The following is a 15,782-nucleotide window of genomic DNA, read 5'->3' as shown; positions in this document are numbered from 1 at the left end:
CGCCATGCTTCAAACCGGTGGATTATACGAAGTCTAGGGCGCAAAGGCGAGTCAGGCGTTGGAAGTGGAACGGATGTCGTTCCCCTTCGCGCACTTCCGGCAATCATCTCGCGGTGACCGCCGGCCTCAGAGACCCGCCTTAGCGATCCACGGAAGCTTTCTCTAGCGGCGGCAAATCGGCCGAGACATTGTCGAGTATCAACAGCCAATCGTTCCCTCTTCCCTCACCGGGAGCACGCAAGGAGATCGCCCCTTCGGCGTCCTTCTCGCCTTCCATTCGAACGTCGCCGGTGCGAGGATCAAACCACCAAATTCGGATTCGGCGAGCTCCGGGCGGATTCCAGGTTACCGTCAACTCACCGCCGGTCGGCAGGTAGGCCAGTGCAAATGAGTCGTCCTCCGCGCGTGCCGCGCGGCGATGATCGCCTCCCTCCAACTCGAATCCCCGAATCAGGGATTGATCGGGAAGTAGTTTGTGGAACGGACGCTGGGTGAGAATGGAACGCATGAGGCCCATTTGCTCGGCGCCCGGGTGCCGCAAGGCCGTTTTCCAGGCCGTTCGCGCGTGAGAAATCGGCCGACGGGGCGGTTCGTACATCTGCCAAATGTTGTGATTCCCGTAAGTGTGCCCACACGCTCCGCTCAGCATCGACCAATAGGCGGCCTGCCGCACATCCCAGTCGTCGAACCAACCGGAATCCTGCTTCCAATTCACGGGGTGGTCCTCGTATCGCGGTTCTCCGTCCAGGACGGGCTTGATCGGCGTCCGTTCGCGTAGGGCCAAGGTCGTTCGATAATTGGGGAAGTGCATCGACCCGTGCCCCGACTGAAACATATTGAAAGCGAGCCAGTCGTCGGCGTGAAACCACTGTGCCGAATGCGACCCGCCCATCGGATGATACGTCATCAAGTGACGCCCTCCGTCGCCTTCCCTTAGTCCCTGGGCCATGGCCCGGATGACGGCGAGGTGGCCGGGCGTCTCCGGATTGCGATCGCCGCCCAATATCCAAATAATGGGCCTGTCCCGATAACGGGAGCCGAGCCATCGCCCGTACGTCCGGGCATTTTCCGGCGTGAATATCTCCGGGCCGACGCCCCACTTCTTATTCCATTTGTCTCCCCAGGTTGGCAGCATTCCGATGAACAGACCCAGACTCTCCGCACGCCCGACAATCCAATCGACATGGTCCCAGTAATCATTATCCGGACCGTCTTTCACGGCGGGACGCGTGGGATCATCGTCCACCAGCGGAGTGTGACCGTACGCGTTGGGCGCATGCAGGCCGTCCAACTCGGCCAGGACCACGGCCTGGATCACGGTGAACCCCTTCCTCGCGCGGTCCGTGAGATACAGCTCGGCCTCTTCCCGGTTCAAACGATGGAAAAGCTCCCACGCGGTATCACCCAAGTAGAAGAAGGGACGACCGTCCGGCGTTACCAGATATCGTCCGTTGGGGCTGCTCCCTAATTGCTCCACGCCGTTCGTCGCAAGGGCATCGCGAGTCAGAGTGACGGCGGCCTCAAATGCCACCGCCGCAGCGGCTAACCGTAATCCGAATCGCAGCGTTTTCCGCTGCGCGAAAACACTTCCCCTCGTGTTCGGTGCCGCCGACATTCGATCCCTTCCTTTCTTCTCCGCAAGGTTGTGTTGGGCCGAGCATTGGATTGCCGAATGAATGTGATTTTCCGGTCCCCTCGACGCACTTGCAACACGCGGGAGCGCCCGGCGCGAAGAGGCCGTCACGCGGGCTATAATGGTGCCGGGCGAGCGACGCAGGCGAGTCTTTCGACTGAAGCAGCAAAGCAGCGTCGACCGTTTTTCAACAATCCTCGACCGGGAGAATCAAAGTCATGCAATTGCGAGCAGGTGCTCCCGAACCGAGCGCGAACGTCCTTCGCAGCGCGACGGCATTGCTTGTGGTTTTGGTGATCGCGCAGAAACTTGCCGCGCAAGACTCCGCAGCGCCGCCCGTATCACCGGAATTGGAAGCTTATCGCACGCGCTGGCAAGACCCCGAGGTTCAGAAGCAGATATCGGAAAACATCGATCGTTACCGCAAAGAGACGGTTCGTTGCCAAGTGCTCGGAAGCGAAGGGATGCCCGTGCCTCATGTACAGGTCGAGGCTCGCCAAGAGACGCACGCATTTCTGTTCGGATGCAACGCTTTCGTGCTGGGGCAACTCGACTCGTCCGAGAAGAATCGCAAGTACGAAGACGCCTTTGTGCATCTTTTCAATTTCGCCACCGTGCCGTTTTATTGGGAGGGCACGGAACCTGTTGAAGGTGAATTGCGCTACGCCGAGGGAAGCCGCGATATCTGGCGTCGTCCGCCGCCGGACCGCTTCCTTTCCTGGGCTAAGAGCCACGGAATCACCCTCAAGGGCCACCCCCTGCTGTGGCACGCCTACAATCCATCTTGGCTTCCCAAAGATGCCGAAGCGCTGAAGGCGTTGTACCAAAAGCGGTTTCGCGAAATCACTGCACGTTACCGTGACCACATCCGCATCTGGGATGTCGTCAACGAGTCGCTGGTGTGCCCGCCGTCCTATGCCTTGTACGATTCGGATCGGTCCTACGTGGGCTGGGCCTTTCGGCAGGTTGCGCCACTGTTTCCCGAGGATACCGTCTTGATGATCAATGAGGTCACATCGTTCAATTTCCCACCTGCCGCCGGTAGGTATGAACAGCAAATCGAAGAACTTTTGACGGCGGGAATTCCCGTTCGCGGTATCGGCCTGCAATTCCACTATTTTCGTCGCCAAGCATTGGATGCCTATTTGAAAAGCCCCAACTGCGACCCGAAAAAACTCCTGGCGGTCTACGAGCGGCTAGCGCGATTCGGCCTGCCGATCTACATTACCGAAATCACGATTCCCTCGGCGGGCGACGGCGGCGATGCCCTGCAAGCGGAAGTCGTTCGCGATCATTATCGCTTGTGGTTCAGCGCTCCCAACATGGCGGGGATTACCTGGTGGAATCTCGGCGACGGCACGGCGGTTCAGGGCGAAAACGAGGCCAAAGGCGGTCTGCTGGACGAAAACCTCGATCCCAAGCCCGCCTACCGTGAACTGGAACGTCTTATTCGCTCGGAATGGACTACCCATATTCGGGCCAAGACCGACGGGAACGGTTGGGCCGAGTTTCGCGGATTCGCAGGCAAATACTCGGTCCAGGTCGTCGCCGGAAAGACCGCCGCCAAAGCCGTGATCGACGTCCGAGAGGGGCAGACCAACGGCTACACGATCACTTTACCGGAACGCGGCGAGCGCTGCACGGTCGCCGATGCGCCGCGATAGATGAGCATCGACTCCGTCGGGTTCTGTTCCGCCGTCGAAGAATTGTGTTCGGCTTTGACGCCGCGGCGCGGAATAATGTACCCTTTTCTATCCCCTGAAGTGAAAGTTGGGCCACAAATTGCAGTCCCTAATAGAGGGGAGCCAAGGCCTGCGATGTTGCAGGCTTGTAACCGTCGATTGGTAGGGAAGGGCTATGGAAGTCGTCCTCTTTGAAGATTCGCTGGTGCAGCAATTGTATCCGATTACCGTTGGTCGGCCCGTCTTCGGCGTGACGGTGGGAGCCTACCGCCTGCTCGATTTGGCGCAGAGGCTGGGCGGCAGGTTGTCGGCATTGGTCCGCCCGCATCTCGCCGAGACGACCAAGCTCGACTACGGTTTGCCCGCCGCCGACCTCTCGGCTGATTCCATCTTGTTCCTCAATGCCAGATCCATACCGTCGGTCTCGGCGGTACGGCAGTTGGAGCAACGTGTCCGGACGGGGGCTTCCGGGGTGGTCACTTGGCAGGGCCAGGTTGTGGCGGCCAAGATCGATCGCTCGTCCGCCGCCGACATTCCGTTGCCTTCGCCTCCTTTGCTCACTGCGGCACCGCCCGGCGAATGGAAGCGCCTGGTCGAATCGCTGGCTTTGCCGGATTGGGACATTTCCTGGCCGCTCATGGAATATCCGCACCACGTCATTCAATACCACATGGAAACCATCGCCGAACACCTGCAAGACCGCATCTCCGGCAGCGGGTATCGGCAGTTGCAGGACGGCCTTTTTGTGGGTGAAAACGTCCGGATCGGAGAGTACGGCACGGTGGACGCCTCGCAGGGACCCATCGTGATCGAATCGGGCGCCGTCATTGGGCCGTACTGTTTCCTTCGAGGTCCGGTCTACATCGGCGCCAACGCCAAAGTGATCGAATACGCCGCGCTCAAGGACATGGTCAGCGTGGGGCACACGACCAAGATCGGCGGCGAGATCGAGGCCGCCGTCATCGAACCCTACTCCAATAAGCAGCACCACGGCTTCATCGGGCACAGCTACCTGGGAAGTTGGGTCAATCTCGGCGCCGGAAGTTGCAACAGCGATTTGAAGAACACCTACGGTCGCGTGAGCATGGAATACGACGGCAATCGCGTCGCGACCGGCATGCAATTCCTGGGGTGCATCATCGGCGACTATTCCAAGACGGCGGTGAATACGGCCATCTTCACCGGCAAGGTGATCGGTGCTTGCTGTATGGTGTACGGATTCGTGACCACGAATGTGCCCAGTTTCACCAACTACGCCAGGGTCTTCGGCCAAATCAGCGAGGTCCCTGTGGACGTGGCCATCGCCGGACAGCAGCGGATGTTCGTCCGCCGCAACGTCACGCAGCGCCCGTGCGACGTGCAGTTGATTCGCGACATGTACGAATTGACGCGCCACGAGCGCCGCCTGGGCAGCCAACCGTTGGTCCTGTGACGAAACGGCGCGGGCACCGAGCCGGTTTCGTCTGCTGTACCATGCCGCCGCTTTCCTCTATAATGCCGAGCGGTTTCGGCAACCTCGCGGTCATTCGTTTGCTCTCATCCCGATTCGCGACCTGGGAGACTGCTGCTTATGGCAACCTTGTCCACCTTGACTAAAACTCGCTCTGCGTTCGTGACTGTTCATGCATCGATCAAAAGGAAAACGTCGTCGCGCATCGTTGCTCGCGCCGCCAAGATTGCGGCGGTTGTCTTCGCGGTCGCAGTCTGCGGCTTGCCGAATGCAGCGCGCTCGACTTTCGCTGCGCCGCCGCAACTCGATCTGCCGGAGAGGACCGCCTTGGACGAGTACGTGGCCAAACCGGATGCCGCATACGCTTGGCAGGTGGTCCAAACGCAAAAGGTGCCGGGCGGGACGGTCTTCACTCTGGAAATGACGTCGCAGACTTGGCGTTCGCCCGACGAAGTGAGTCAATCGGTGTGGAAACATTGGCTGGTCGTCGCCAAACCGGATGTCGTGCGGTACTCCACGGCCTTTTTGATGATCGGCGGAGGACGCAACGGCGGATCGCCTCCCGCCGCGACCGACAACCTGATCACGACCATTGCCGCCGCAACCGGAACCGTGACCGCCGAACTGCGGATGGTGCCCAATCAACCGATCATCTTCTTCAGCGACGGTAAAGAGCGGTTCGAAGACGATCTGGTAGCCTACACTTGGAACAAGGTCCTGGAGACCGGCGACGTCACGTGGTCGGCACGTTTCCCCATGGTCAAGTCCGCGGTGCGGGCCATGGATACCGTGCAAGCTTTTCTCCGCTCCGAGGCGGGCGGAGGCGTGGAAATCCGCGACTTCGTGGTGGCGGGCGGATCGAAGCGGGGTTGGACGACTTGGCTGACCGCCGCCGTCGATCCTCGCGTCAAAGCCGCCGTGCCGATCGTCATCGACGTCCTCAATTGCGAACCTTCTTTGCGGCATCACTACGCGGCCTACGGTTTTTGGGCCCCCGCCGTCCACGATTACGTCGATCATAATATCCTCCAGCGATTGGGCGAGCCTGGAATCAGCGACTTTCTGAAGGTGGAGGATCCCTATTTCTACCGTCACCGCCTGACGATGCCCAAGTACGTCGTCAACGCATCGGGCGACCAGTTCTTCCCCCCGGATTCACCCCAATTCTATTTCGACGATCTACAGGGCGAAAAATACCTCCGCGTCGTGCCCAATACGGATCATGGGCTGAAGAACAGCGACGCGCTGCAAACGATCATCGGTTTCTACCAATTGATTCTGGACGACGCCCCGCGACCGCGTGTCTCGTGGCGGTTCCCGGGCGAGGGCGTCGTCGAGGTGGAATCCGCAGACAAGCCGCAACGGATTCTGTTGTGGCAAGCGACCAATCCCGAGGCCCGAGATTTCCGCCTTGTGACGATCGGCCCAAGCTACACGTCCCAACCGCTGGAATGGAACGCCGGGCGCTGCTTCGCGCGCGTCCCTCGCCCGGAAAAGGGTTGGACGGTCTATTTCGTCGAGTTGACCTTTCCGGTTAAGGACGATTTCTACCTTAAGGTCACCACGCCGCCTCGCGTGGTGCCGGACACGCTCCCCTTTGCGGACGCCGTACTGCCGGGGACGAACCTTCGCGCCGGGGAATAAGCGAGGCATCGGCCCGAACGGCGAACGGCATATCGCGTGCCACAAAACCGCAAGTGCTTCGACGGCAGGCCGAGGCTTCCCTTTGGCTTGCAAACGTAATCAGCGCCCGACGCCGGGGACGAAACCGGTCCGGCACAACACGTTTTTCGTGAGGTGAATCATGTCGATCGTGCCCAACCGCATCGGTGCTCTGATCCTGGCAACGATCGCCGGCATTACCGTGCTCTACGCCGGTTCCTATGCGGCGGCGACGGAACCGGTTCCCATGATCCACGTCACCGATCTCTATCGTCCCCACAACGACCCCGACGATCACTGGGATTTGGCCTGCGTGTATGCATTGGCGTTTCAGTCGCGTGCGGAATTGCTGGGCGTGCTGATCGACTATCCCTTGCCGGGAGCGGCCCACGATCCCGACGTTCTGGCCGTGGCGCAGTTGAACTATCTGACGGGAAAAGCCGTGCCGGTGATGGTCGGGTCGCCGCGTTTTCAGGATTCGTCGGGCGGCGCGGCACAGGCGGAAGAGGCCGATCTTCGCGGCGTCCGTGCGATGCTGGATTGGATGCGTCGTTCGCCCCGACCCGTCGTCATCCACGTACTCGGCTCATGCCGCGACGTGGCTTTGGCGGGGCGATTGGAACCGCAATTGTTCGAGCAAAAGTGCAGCGGTGTCTATTTGAACGCCGGCAGCGGAACGCGCGACCCGCAAAAGGCCGCGGTGCTGGAGTGGAACGTCCACCTCGATCCCGCCGCCTACCGGGCCGTCTTCGATCTCCCTTGTCCGGTGTATTGGATGCCGTGTTTCGAAGAGGTCCCCAACCGACCCGGGGAAGGCTTCCGGACGGCCGAATACGGTACCTTTTATCGCTTTCGCCAAGGGGAGGTTATGCCCCACCTCTCACCATCCCTGCGGAACTTCTTCGCCTATATGTTCCTGCACGGAAATCTGCTTCAATCCGACGATACGTCGTCGTTCGTTCCGCGGCCTGATTGGCTGCGATTCCTGACGGCACGTCCCGACCCCGACTTGATCGCCCGAATTGCCTCAATGGATCGCAACATGTGGTGTACGGCGGGATTCTTCCACTCCGTCGGCTTGACGGTAACCCAAGAGGGGAGCATCGTGCCCGCGTCATTCGCCGCCGAACCGGTTTTCACGTTCGATCGCGTCCGCGTATCGTGTTCCGAAGACGGAGTGACCCGGTGGAGCGACGCCGATAAGACCGCCGATTCGCCGCCGCGATTCATCTTCCACGTGCGGGACGTATCCCGCTATCCCATCGCCATGACTACGGCCATGCGATCGCTACTCAGCGAGTTGCCCTGAGTAAGGCCGCGGAATACGTCTTGCCCGCGTCCTCGCCGCTGCACGCCCCGCAGTGGCCCGCTGCTTGTCGGATCGGAAGCTTGGGCACGGCGCCGCCAACATTCGGGACGTTGCCGCGCTGAATCCGCCGTCGGGACTCCAAGATCTCGGCAGCCAAGCGACAGTTGCAACGATTTCTTCGGGCGGGCAAGGTCTGAGCCAAAATAAGACAGCAGAACACTGCCACGAACACCGGCACCGTTGCAAGAAACGTCATCATGGCCGTCCTCTCCATCGCGACAAGAATTCCACGGTTCGAGGCCTGCGGACTCTCGTTGCCCACGCTTCAAGGCGTGCCGCTCATCTCGATGCGCGGCGGAGCAATGCATCTCCGGCGACAGAGACCATGCGCGCGGCGAAACCCGGCGTCATGCGGCACTCAAAACCTGCATCTTTCCGCTCGATGAGCAGGACCTCCAATCCCTCTCGCTGAGCGGTCGCCCAGGCCTCCTCCGGTCCCAGAATCATCAGCGCCGTCGCCCAGGCATCCGCCGTCATACACGATGGATGCAACACACTGACCGATGCCAAGCGATGTTCGATCGGTCGCCCGGTCCGCGGATCGATCAAGTGACTGAAGCGTCGTCCGTCGCGTTCAAAATAGTTGCGGTAGTCGCCTGAGGTCGCGAGTGATCCGCCATCCAATCGTAAGACGGCCTGGGTCTGTCGGGCGTCGAGACGCGGCGCCTCGACGGCGACGGCCCACGGCGACCCGTCCGGGCGACGGCCTTTGGCACGAATCTCGCCGCCGATCTCCACCAGATAATTCTCGATTCCTGACGCCTCCAAACGCTCCGCTACGCGATCCACGCCATAGCCCTTCGCGACGGCGGCCAAATCGACGGCGCCGCCCTCGATCCCGCGGCGGACGGCGGGCGGTTGCCCTCGCAGTTCAATGCATCTCCAGTCGACCCGCTCCCGCGCCGCCTGAATCGCGTCTTCATCGGGAACCGCCGGCAATTCCCCGGCGTCATGCCCCTCTCCGGGACCGAAATGCCAAAGGCGAACCAGCGGTCCGACGGTCACGTCGAGTGCCCCGCCCGACCGCTCGCACACCGCCAAGGCCTCCCTCAAGACGGTCGCGGTATCGGCGGAAATCGGTTGCCAAACGCCGGCGGACGCCGCGTTCCAGCGACTGATTTCGGATTGCGCATCGAAGGCCGACATCTTGCCATTGATATCCCGCAAAACGCGCTCCACCTCGTCCCGTATCGCCGCAGAGGAGAGACCGTCGGGCAACTCGGCCAACTTGATGGAATAGGTCGTCCCCATGGTGCTGCCGGTGAGGGAGACGCTTGAACGCGGCGACGCAATCCGCGTGGAAGCCAGCCACGCGACAAGAACCAACAGGCCCGCCGCCGTCATCCCCGTTCGTTGCCAACGACGCGTTCGCTCCGCCATTTCTCACCCTCCGAAATCGTCGAAGGCGATGTTCTCGCGTTCCACGCCCAGGTCCTCCAGCAATCGCAGCACGGCCTTGTTCATCACCGGCGGACCGCACAGGTAGTATTCGCAGTCTTCCGGGGCGGGGTGATCCTTCAAATAGCAGTCGTAAAGGACTTGGTGAATGAAACCGGTGGGACCGGTCCAGCGATCCTCGGGCTTGGGTTCCGACAGGGCGGGATGCCAACTGAAATTAGGATACTGCCTCTCCAGGGCTTCAAAATCCTCCATGTAGAAGGCCTCGCGGAGGCTGCGCGCGCCGTACCAGTAGGAGATCTTTCGGGTGCAACCGCGGCGCCGCAACAAGTCGAAGATGTGCGATCTCAAAGGCGCCATGCCGGCACCGCCGCCGATGTAGATCATTTCGGCGTTGCCCTCGCGCGGGAAAAAGTCGCCGTACGGCCCGGAAACCAGGACGCGATCGCCCGGCTTGAGACTGAACAAATAGCTCGACATCAATCCCGGCGGTGCGCCGTCGCTGCCCGGGGGCGGCAACGCGATCCGCACGTTCAGCATGATGATGCCGCGTTCCTCGGGATAGTTCGCCATAGAATACGCCCGCGTCACCGATTCCCGCGTCCGGACCCGATACCGCCACAGATCGAGCCGATCCCATTCGTCGCGGAATTCCGCCGGTATATCGAAATCGCGAAACGCGATCTCGTACGGCGGGGCCTGGATCTGGATGTAGCTTCCGGCACGAAATTCGAACGGTTCATTTGCCGGCAATTCCAAGATCAACTCCTTGATGAACGTCGCCACGTTGCGGTTGGAGCGAACCGTACACGTCCATTGCCGAACGTCGAGGATCTCTTGGGGTATGAAAAGCCGTAGGTCTTCCTTGACGGCAACCTGACACGCCAGTCGCACGCCTTCGCGTATCTCGCGGCGGGTCATGAACGGCGCTTCGGTGGGCAGAATCTCGCCGCCGCCCTCCAGGACCTTGACCTTGCACTGCCCGCAACTGCCGCCCCCGCCGCAAGCCGATGGGACGAAGATGCGATGTTCGGCTAGCAGCGGCAAGAGTTTGACTCCCGGTCGAGCGCGGAAGGAATGCTCGGGCGCACCGTCGATTTCAATCTCCACTTCGCCCCAGGGAAGAAGCACCGCCCGAGCGACCAGAATCACGGTCGTCAAGGCCAAGACGACGGTCGAGAACATGCCGACGCTGAGACCGATTTCGATCAACATGGCCTGGCCTCGTTCAGAGTTGGATTCCCGAGAAGCACATGAACACCATCGCCAACAGTCCCACCGTAATGAACGTGATGCCGAGGCCCTCCAAGCCTCGCGGTACGCGGGCGTACCGCAATCGCTCGCGCACCGCCGCCATCGTTACGATCGCCAAGGCCCAACCGGCACCCGATCCGAAACCGAACGTCACGCTCTCCGCGAACGTGTAATCGCGTTCCACCATAAATAGGGAACCACCGAGGATCGCGCAATTGACGGTAATCAGCGGCAAGAATATGCCGAGCGCGTTGTAGAGCGAGGGGAAGAATCGATCCAGCACCATCTCCAGTATCTGCACCATCGCAGCGATGACCCCGATGAAAGTGATCAGCGAAAGAAAAGACAGGTCCAGATCCGGCAACCCAAAGCGGTCCCAAGCGCCGGCGCGGAGGAAACTTTGATAGACCCATTGGTTGACGGGCACCGTGACGGTTTGCACCACGATGACGGCGATACCCAACCCCAAGGCCGTATCGACGCGCTTCGATATCGCCAGAAAGGTGCACATGCCGAGAAAGAAGGCCAAGGCCAAATTCTCGACGAACATGGCACGCATCAATAGGCTCAAATGGTGTTCCAACATGGCTCCCCCCACGTCCGTCCTCTAGGAGTGATCCCGAATCACCGCGCGGCCGCGCGAATTCAAGGCCCAAATCAGCAAACCGATCAGAAAGAATGCGCTGGGCGATAGGAGCATCAAACCGTTCGGCACGTACCACCCGCCGTCGCCCGCCAAGGGCAAAACGGTGTAGCCCAGCAGCGTTCCCGAGCCTAGCAACTCGCGAACCGCGCCCACCGCCGCCAGCACCGCACCGTAGCCCAGGCCGTTTCCCAGGCCGTCCAACAGGCTCGGCAGCACGGCATGCTTCATCGCAAAGCCCTCCGTGCGTCCCATGATGATGCAGTTCGTGATGATCAGGCCCACAAAGACCGACAACTGGCGACTGATGTCGTACGCGAAGGCCTTGAGGAACTGATCCACCACGATCACCGCTGAGGCGATGACCGTCATTTGCACGATCATGCGAATGCTGCCGGGCACCCAATTCCGAATGATGGAGATCAGCGTACTGGAAACCGCGGCTACGAAGACCACCGCCGCGGCCATCGTCAGGGCCGTGGATAGTTTCGTGGTCACGGCTAGGGCCGAACAGATCCCCAGGATTTGCACCGTGATGGGGTTGTTGCGAATGATCGGATCGGTGAGCGTTCGCCGGATTGTCGCCATGACTCGTGCTCTCCCTTAACTGCGACGCCGATACGCCTGAAGCGGCGACCGTCTTCGGTCGGTCCCGTCAAGACGCCGCGTCCGCATGGTCCGTCCGTTCTTCTCGCCGCAACCGCTCCAAGAGTGGGCCGTATCCTTGCTCTCCGAGCCAAAATCGAAGAAGATTGGTCACGCCTCGACCGGTCAGCGTAGCGCCGGAAAGGCCGTCCACTTGATACTCCGCTTCCGGCGAGTCGGGTGCCACGCGACCCTTCACGACCTCCAAGCGGGGTTGCCCCGACGCATCAAAGACTCGCTTGCCGATCCACTGAGCCTTCCATCGGGGATTGTCCACCTCGCCGCCCAGACCGGGCGTCTCGGCGTGGGCGAAGAATCCAAAGTTCTCCACCGTGTTGAGATCGGGCCCCAAAGCGATCAGACCGTACATCGTGGACCACAGTCCCTTGCCGTAGACCGGCAGGATCACGCGACGCAAGCGGCCGTCCTCTCGCAGGAAGTACACGACTTGCCGGTTGGGACGACGGCGAATCCCCGCGATATCCCGGTCCGCTGGAAGCGTCGCGGCGCCCTCGGCATCCCGCGCCAAGACCGCCGGATCGAATGCGTCGGGGTCTGCATCCGGCACCGGTTCGCCGGTTTCCAAGTCCACGACCTCCGCTTCCAGGCGGGCGAACAGGGCTTCGATATCGGCCTTTTGGCCGGGTTCCAAGAGCCCCGCCGCCAGCAATACGTTCCGTTTGTGATCCAATCGGATATTGCGTTCCTGAATTGGACGGAGCGTGACGACCGCGCCCGCCACCATCATCGAGCAGACGAGGCACACCCCCAACGCGACGGCCACCGTTTTGACGATCGAATCGTTAGGCATGGCGCAACTTCCTTCTTCGAATGTGCGCTCGCACCACGTAGTAGTCGAACAGCGGGGCCGTGACGTTGCCGAACAGAATGGCCAGCATGGTGCCCTCGGGAAACGCCGGATTGACGACGCGAATGAGGATCACCAAGGCCCCGATCGTCAGGCCGTAAAGCCACTGTCCCGTCGAGGTCATGGCGGCGGTCACGGGATCGGTCGCCATGAAGACCAACCCGAAGGCGAATCCGCCCAATACCAGATGCCAATGGGGCGGCATGGAGTACATGGGATTCGCGGAGGTTCCCAGGCCGTAAAACACCGCCGCCGCACCCAGCGCGCCCAGCAACGTGCCGCTCATGATTCGATAGGAGGCGATTCCTGTCGCCAAGAGGACGACCGCGCCCAAAAGGCAAGCCGCAGCAGAGGTCTCGCCCATGGAACCGGGAATGGTGCCGATGAACGCGCCGGCCCAGGTGGTTTGGGCCGTAACTGCCGACATGCCGCCGGTCGCCGCGGCGCTGAGCGGCGTCGCTCCGGTGAAGCCGTCCACGGCCACCCACACCTCGTTTCCCGAGATGGCGGCGGGATAGGCGAAAAACAGGAACGCCCGGGCGGCCAAGGCCGGATTAAGAAAATTCCGCCCCGTTCCCCCGAACAATTCCTTGGCAAAGACGACGCCGAAAGAAATCCCAACCGCCACCTGCCACAGCGGAATGGCGGGGGGCAGGGTCAGCGGGAACAATAGTCCCGTCACAAAAAAGCCTTCGTTCACCTCGTGTTTGCGGAGAATCGCGAAGAGTATTTCCCAACTCAGCCCGACGATCATGGTCACCGCGTAGGCAGGCAGGAAATAAGCGGCCCCGTGCGCCAGATTGGACCAAAAATCGGCGGGATCGTAACCTGCTCCCAGGCGGTCCAAGAGCTGGTAACGCCATCCCTGCGGCGGAACGCCGCCCCGCGTTTCGAGGACGCGGTTGGCTTGTAGGCCCGTGTTGTACATCGCCACGAAAACGCACGGCATCAGGGCGACGAGCACCACGCTCATCAGCCGTTTGTAATCCAACGCGTCGCGGACGTGGCACGTGCCCTCGCTCGGTTCTCCCGGCGTATAGAAGAAGCTGTCCACGACTTCATAGACCGGGTAGAGCGGATGCAGACGCTTGCCGGGAGCGAACCAGGGACCCATCCAATCCAGCAGCTTGCGGAGCGGTCGCATCACTCGTCCCTTTCGATGGCAGTCAGTACGCCGCGGAGCATGGTCCCGTAATCCTGCTTTCCGGGACATACGAAGCTGCACAGGGCCAGATCTTCTTCCTCCAATTCCAGGCACCCTAGGGCCTCGGATTCCTCCAGGTCGCCGTTTTCCAGGGCACGCAGGAGAAACGTCGGCAGGATGTCCAGCGGCATGACCTTTTCGTAATTGCCGATGGGAAAGACCGCTCTCTTTCCGCCGTGCCTGCCCGCGTGCATGGCGAACAGGCGATCCTTCCCCAGGACGGCGCCCACTGTGACGGGACTGACGGAGAACTTGCCGAACCCCGGGGCCAGCCATCCGAAGAATTCCCGTTTGACGGTGCCGGGCAGGACGCTGACTTGCGTGTGATATCGGCCGAGGAAAGGGGCGGCGGGGTCGATGAGTTGACCGCCCAACACCGAACCGGAGATCACCCGCGGCTTGGCTTCGAGCACTTCATGTCGCAGGATTTGGGAAAGGTCGGCGCCCAGGCGAGTTCGCAACAAGCGCGGGTGTGCGACCGCAGGTCCGCCCAGGGCTACGACGCGCGTATGGTCGGGCGTGCCGGTGATAAACAACCGACCGATGGCGGCCACATCCTGATATCCCAAATACCAGGCCGTTCGCTGCCGGTTCACCGGCGAGAGAAAATGGATGTGCGTCCCCGGCAACCCCGCAGGGTGCGGTCCCGCGAAGGCAACGGTTTCCCATCCCGAAACGTCGGTGCCCGGAATGTCTTCGTCGGGCGAGACGCAAACGAATTTGCGGGGCGCGCTCAATCGCGCCAGGACGCGCAATCCGCAGTGAAAGTCCCAAGCCCGATCCTTCAGCACCACGGAAGGCCGCGCGCTCAACGGATGGGTGTCCATGGCCGTCACGAACAGCGCTTCGGCGGTCTCGTCCGGCGAGGGTACGCGACCGAAGGGCCGCATCCGTAAGGCCGTCCACATGCCCGATGTTTGAAGAACGAGACGAACCTCCTCTTCGTCCAGCATTTCCAAACGGCGATCGTCGTACATCGGGAATTCCAGCGGGCGATCGTCCGACACGTCGATCACCACGGCGATCAAGCGTCGCTTCGCGCCGCGAATCACCGCCGAGACGAAACCGCCGGCGGGAGCGGCGAAGCGAATCCCCGGTCGATGCTTGTCGATCCAAAGGGTTTGCCCCTCTCGAACCCAATCCCCCACCGTCACCAATAGCCGCGGCTTAAGACCGTGGTAGTCGCTGCCCAGCAAGGCAACCCGGGCCACCGGTTCCGCGTCGTGAATCCTCTGGATGGGAACGCCCGCTATGGGAAGATCCAAACCGCGACGTACGACGATCGTTCTAGCGGGAAGCGCTCGCGGAGTAAGCATCCGCGTCTGAACGGGAACGGTTCTTCGTTCCTCCAAGAGTCGAAGCATCATCGCTTTGCCCTCCCGTTTCGGAATCTCGGCGCGCAATGGGGGCCGAACTTCGGACGCGGATGACAACTACCGGAACAACCGGCGTCTGTGCGGGCGACGCTTTGCGTTCCAACGCATGGCGACGCCGAAGCTAAGGAAGGTAATGCGGCGGGGCTTCTTCGCAACATCGCTGTGCGAAAAAGCGATACGGAACGTCGTGACGCAGCGGCAATCCTTGCCCTTCCTAAAGCGCCGTGACGAAGCCGAAGGCGCCCGCGAATCCGCCGACTCGCACGTTTGCCTTCGACCCACTTTCTTTTACGTTTGCCGCCGCAACGGTGTTCGTTCGAAAGTGGCGACTGTGACAACCGAACCTGCGTCGCGGAATATTGACAAGTCGCAGCGTCGCAATGGAATACGGACAACCCCGCGCCGCTATGAACGACGAATTTCGCCGGGGGTTGATGTGGTTCCTCTTCCCCGTACCGAGATTCGAGAGATAGAGCACGGCGGTTCTTCGTCCGCGCGAATCTCTCACCTTTCTTTTTGTAAGAAAGAACCGTTTGCGGCGGCACGCGACGGGAGTTACACTCTGCGCTGCGGCGGCGTTCGAAGAGGCTTACGCGTT

The 15,782-nt window shown here is 61.3% G+C and carries 13 protein-coding genes; 4 read left to right on the top strand and 9 right to left on the bottom strand.

Features of this window, described 5'->3' with window-relative positions; all coding sequences use genetic code 11:
* Positions 1–139: 139 nt before the first annotated feature.
* On the bottom strand, positions 140–1,615 hold the full coding sequence (locus tag ACYQ6J_RS05150; RefSeq protein WP_460183126.1) for a glycoside hydrolase family 140 protein: 1,476 nt from the start codon (positions 1,613–1,615) through the stop codon (positions 140–142).
* 236 nt (positions 1,616–1,851) lie between these two features.
* Here ACYQ6J_RS05150 and ACYQ6J_RS05145 point away from each other — a divergent pair, with 236 nt between their 5' ends.
* The 4 genes from ACYQ6J_RS05145 (at position 1,852) to ACYQ6J_RS05130 (ending at position 7,736) form a co-directional block, all read left to right on the top strand.
* Positions 1,852–3,297: an endo-1,4-beta-xylanase gene (locus ACYQ6J_RS05145; RefSeq protein ID WP_460183125.1), complete on the top strand. Its 1,446-nt coding sequence runs from the start codon at positions 1,852–1,854 to the stop codon at positions 3,295–3,297.
* A gap of 193 nt (positions 3,298–3,490) precedes the next feature.
* Positions 3,491–4,747, top strand: coding sequence for a putative sugar nucleotidyl transferase (locus ACYQ6J_RS05140; RefSeq protein WP_460183124.1), 1,257 nt, complete (start codon positions 3,491–3,493; stop codon positions 4,745–4,747).
* A gap of 345 nt (positions 4,748–5,092) precedes the next feature.
* Positions 5,093–6,409: a PhoPQ-activated pathogenicity-related family protein gene (locus ACYQ6J_RS05135; RefSeq protein WP_460183123.1), complete on the top strand. Its 1,317-nt coding sequence runs from the start codon at positions 5,093–5,095 to the stop codon at positions 6,407–6,409.
* 160 nt (positions 6,410–6,569) lie between these two features.
* Positions 6,570–7,736, top strand: a complete 1,167-nt coding sequence (locus ACYQ6J_RS05130) for a nucleoside hydrolase (RefSeq protein WP_460183122.1) — start codon at positions 6,570–6,572, stop codon at positions 7,734–7,736.
* Here ACYQ6J_RS05130 and ACYQ6J_RS05125 read toward each other — a convergent pair.
* From ACYQ6J_RS05125 to ACYQ6J_RS05090, 8 genes are all read right to left on the bottom strand, one after another.
* Positions 7,720–7,995 (bottom strand): hypothetical protein, encoded by a 276-nt coding sequence (locus ACYQ6J_RS05125; protein WP_460183121.1) that lies wholly within the window; start codon positions 7,993–7,995, stop codon positions 7,720–7,722. The genes ACYQ6J_RS05130 and ACYQ6J_RS05125 overlap by 17 nt on opposite strands.
* A gap of 80 nt (positions 7,996–8,075) precedes the next feature.
* The gene (locus ACYQ6J_RS05120; RefSeq protein WP_460183120.1) at positions 8,076–9,176 is read right to left on the bottom strand and encodes an FAD:protein FMN transferase; all 1,101 of its coding nucleotides are present in this window, start codon (positions 9,174–9,176) and stop codon (positions 8,076–8,078) included.
* Between the two features lie 3 nt (positions 9,177–9,179).
* Entirely contained in the window at positions 9,180–10,409 is a 1,230-nt protein-coding gene (gene nqrF, locus ACYQ6J_RS05115) for an NADH:ubiquinone reductase (Na(+)-transporting) subunit F (RefSeq protein WP_460183119.1), read from the bottom strand.
* A 13-nt stretch (positions 10,410–10,422) separates the two neighbouring features.
* Positions 10,423–11,034, bottom strand: coding sequence for an NADH:ubiquinone reductase (Na(+)-transporting) subunit E (nqrE, locus tag ACYQ6J_RS05110; RefSeq protein WP_460183118.1), 612 nt, complete (start codon positions 11,032–11,034; stop codon positions 10,423–10,425).
* A gap of 21 nt (positions 11,035–11,055) precedes the next feature.
* Entirely contained in the window at positions 11,056–11,679 is a 624-nt protein-coding gene (locus tag ACYQ6J_RS05105; protein WP_460183117.1) for an NADH:ubiquinone reductase (Na(+)-transporting) subunit D, read from the bottom strand.
* Between the two features lie 67 nt (positions 11,680–11,746).
* Entirely contained in the window at positions 11,747–12,547 is an 801-nt protein-coding gene (locus ACYQ6J_RS05100) for a Na(+)-translocating NADH-quinone reductase subunit C (protein WP_460183116.1), read from the bottom strand.
* Positions 12,540–13,748, bottom strand: coding sequence for an NADH:ubiquinone reductase (Na(+)-transporting) subunit B (locus tag ACYQ6J_RS05095; RefSeq protein WP_460183309.1), 1,209 nt, complete (start codon positions 13,746–13,748; stop codon positions 12,540–12,542). Before ACYQ6J_RS05095 ends, ACYQ6J_RS05100 begins: the two co-directional genes overlap by 8 nt.
* Positions 13,748–15,175, bottom strand: coding sequence for a Na(+)-translocating NADH-quinone reductase subunit A (locus ACYQ6J_RS05090; RefSeq protein ID WP_460183115.1), 1,428 nt, complete (start codon positions 15,173–15,175; stop codon positions 13,748–13,750). Before ACYQ6J_RS05090 ends, ACYQ6J_RS05095 begins: the two co-directional genes overlap by 1 nt.
* Positions 15,176–15,782: the final 607 nt, after the last annotated feature.

The organism is Thermopirellula anaerolimosa (assembly GCF_054657335.1).
Note: the sequence above shows the minus strand (reverse complement) of the source record. Positions and strands in the feature narration are given on the sequence as shown.

Bases quoted from the DNA above. Each gene is read 5' to 3' on its own strand.
- ACYQ6J_RS05150 (WP_460183126.1), bottom strand. From the start codon at position 1,615: ATGTCGGCGGCACCGAACACGAGGGGAAGTGTTTTCGCGCAGCGGAAA.
- ACYQ6J_RS05145 (WP_460183125.1), top strand. From the start codon at position 1,852: ATGCAATTGCGAGCAGGTGCTCCCGAACCGAGCGCGAACGTCCTTCGC.
- ACYQ6J_RS05140 (WP_460183124.1), top strand. From the start codon at position 3,491: ATGGAAGTCGTCCTCTTTGAAGATTCGCTGGTGCAGCAATTGTATCCG.
- ACYQ6J_RS05130 (WP_460183122.1), top strand. From the start codon at position 6,570: ATGTCGATCGTGCCCAACCGCATCGGTGCTCTGATCCTGGCAACGATC.
- ACYQ6J_RS05125 (WP_460183121.1), bottom strand. From the start codon at position 7,995: ATGATGACGTTTCTTGCAACGGTGCCGGTGTTCGTGGCAGTGTTCTGC.
- ACYQ6J_RS05120 (WP_460183120.1), bottom strand. From the start codon at position 9,176: ATGGCGGAGCGAACGCGTCGTTGGCAACGAACGGGGATGACGGCGGCG.
- nqrF (WP_460183119.1), bottom strand. From the start codon at position 10,409: ATGTTGATCGAAATCGGTCTCAGCGTCGGCATGTTCTCGACCGTCGTC.
- nqrE (WP_460183118.1), bottom strand. From the start codon at position 11,034: ATGTTGGAACACCATTTGAGCCTATTGATGCGTGCCATGTTCGTCGAG.
- ACYQ6J_RS05105 (WP_460183117.1), bottom strand. From the start codon at position 11,679: ATGGCGACAATCCGGCGAACGCTCACCGATCCGATCATTCGCAACAAC.
- ACYQ6J_RS05100 (WP_460183116.1), bottom strand. From the start codon at position 12,547: ATGCCTAACGATTCGATCGTCAAAACGGTGGCCGTCGCGTTGGGGGTG.
- ACYQ6J_RS05095 (WP_460183309.1), bottom strand. From the start codon at position 13,748: ATGCGACCGCTCCGCAAGCTGCTGGATTGGATGGGTCCCTGGTTCGCT.
- ACYQ6J_RS05090 (WP_460183115.1), bottom strand. From the start codon at position 15,175: ATGATGCTTCGACTCTTGGAGGAACGAAGAACCGTTCCCGTTCAGACG.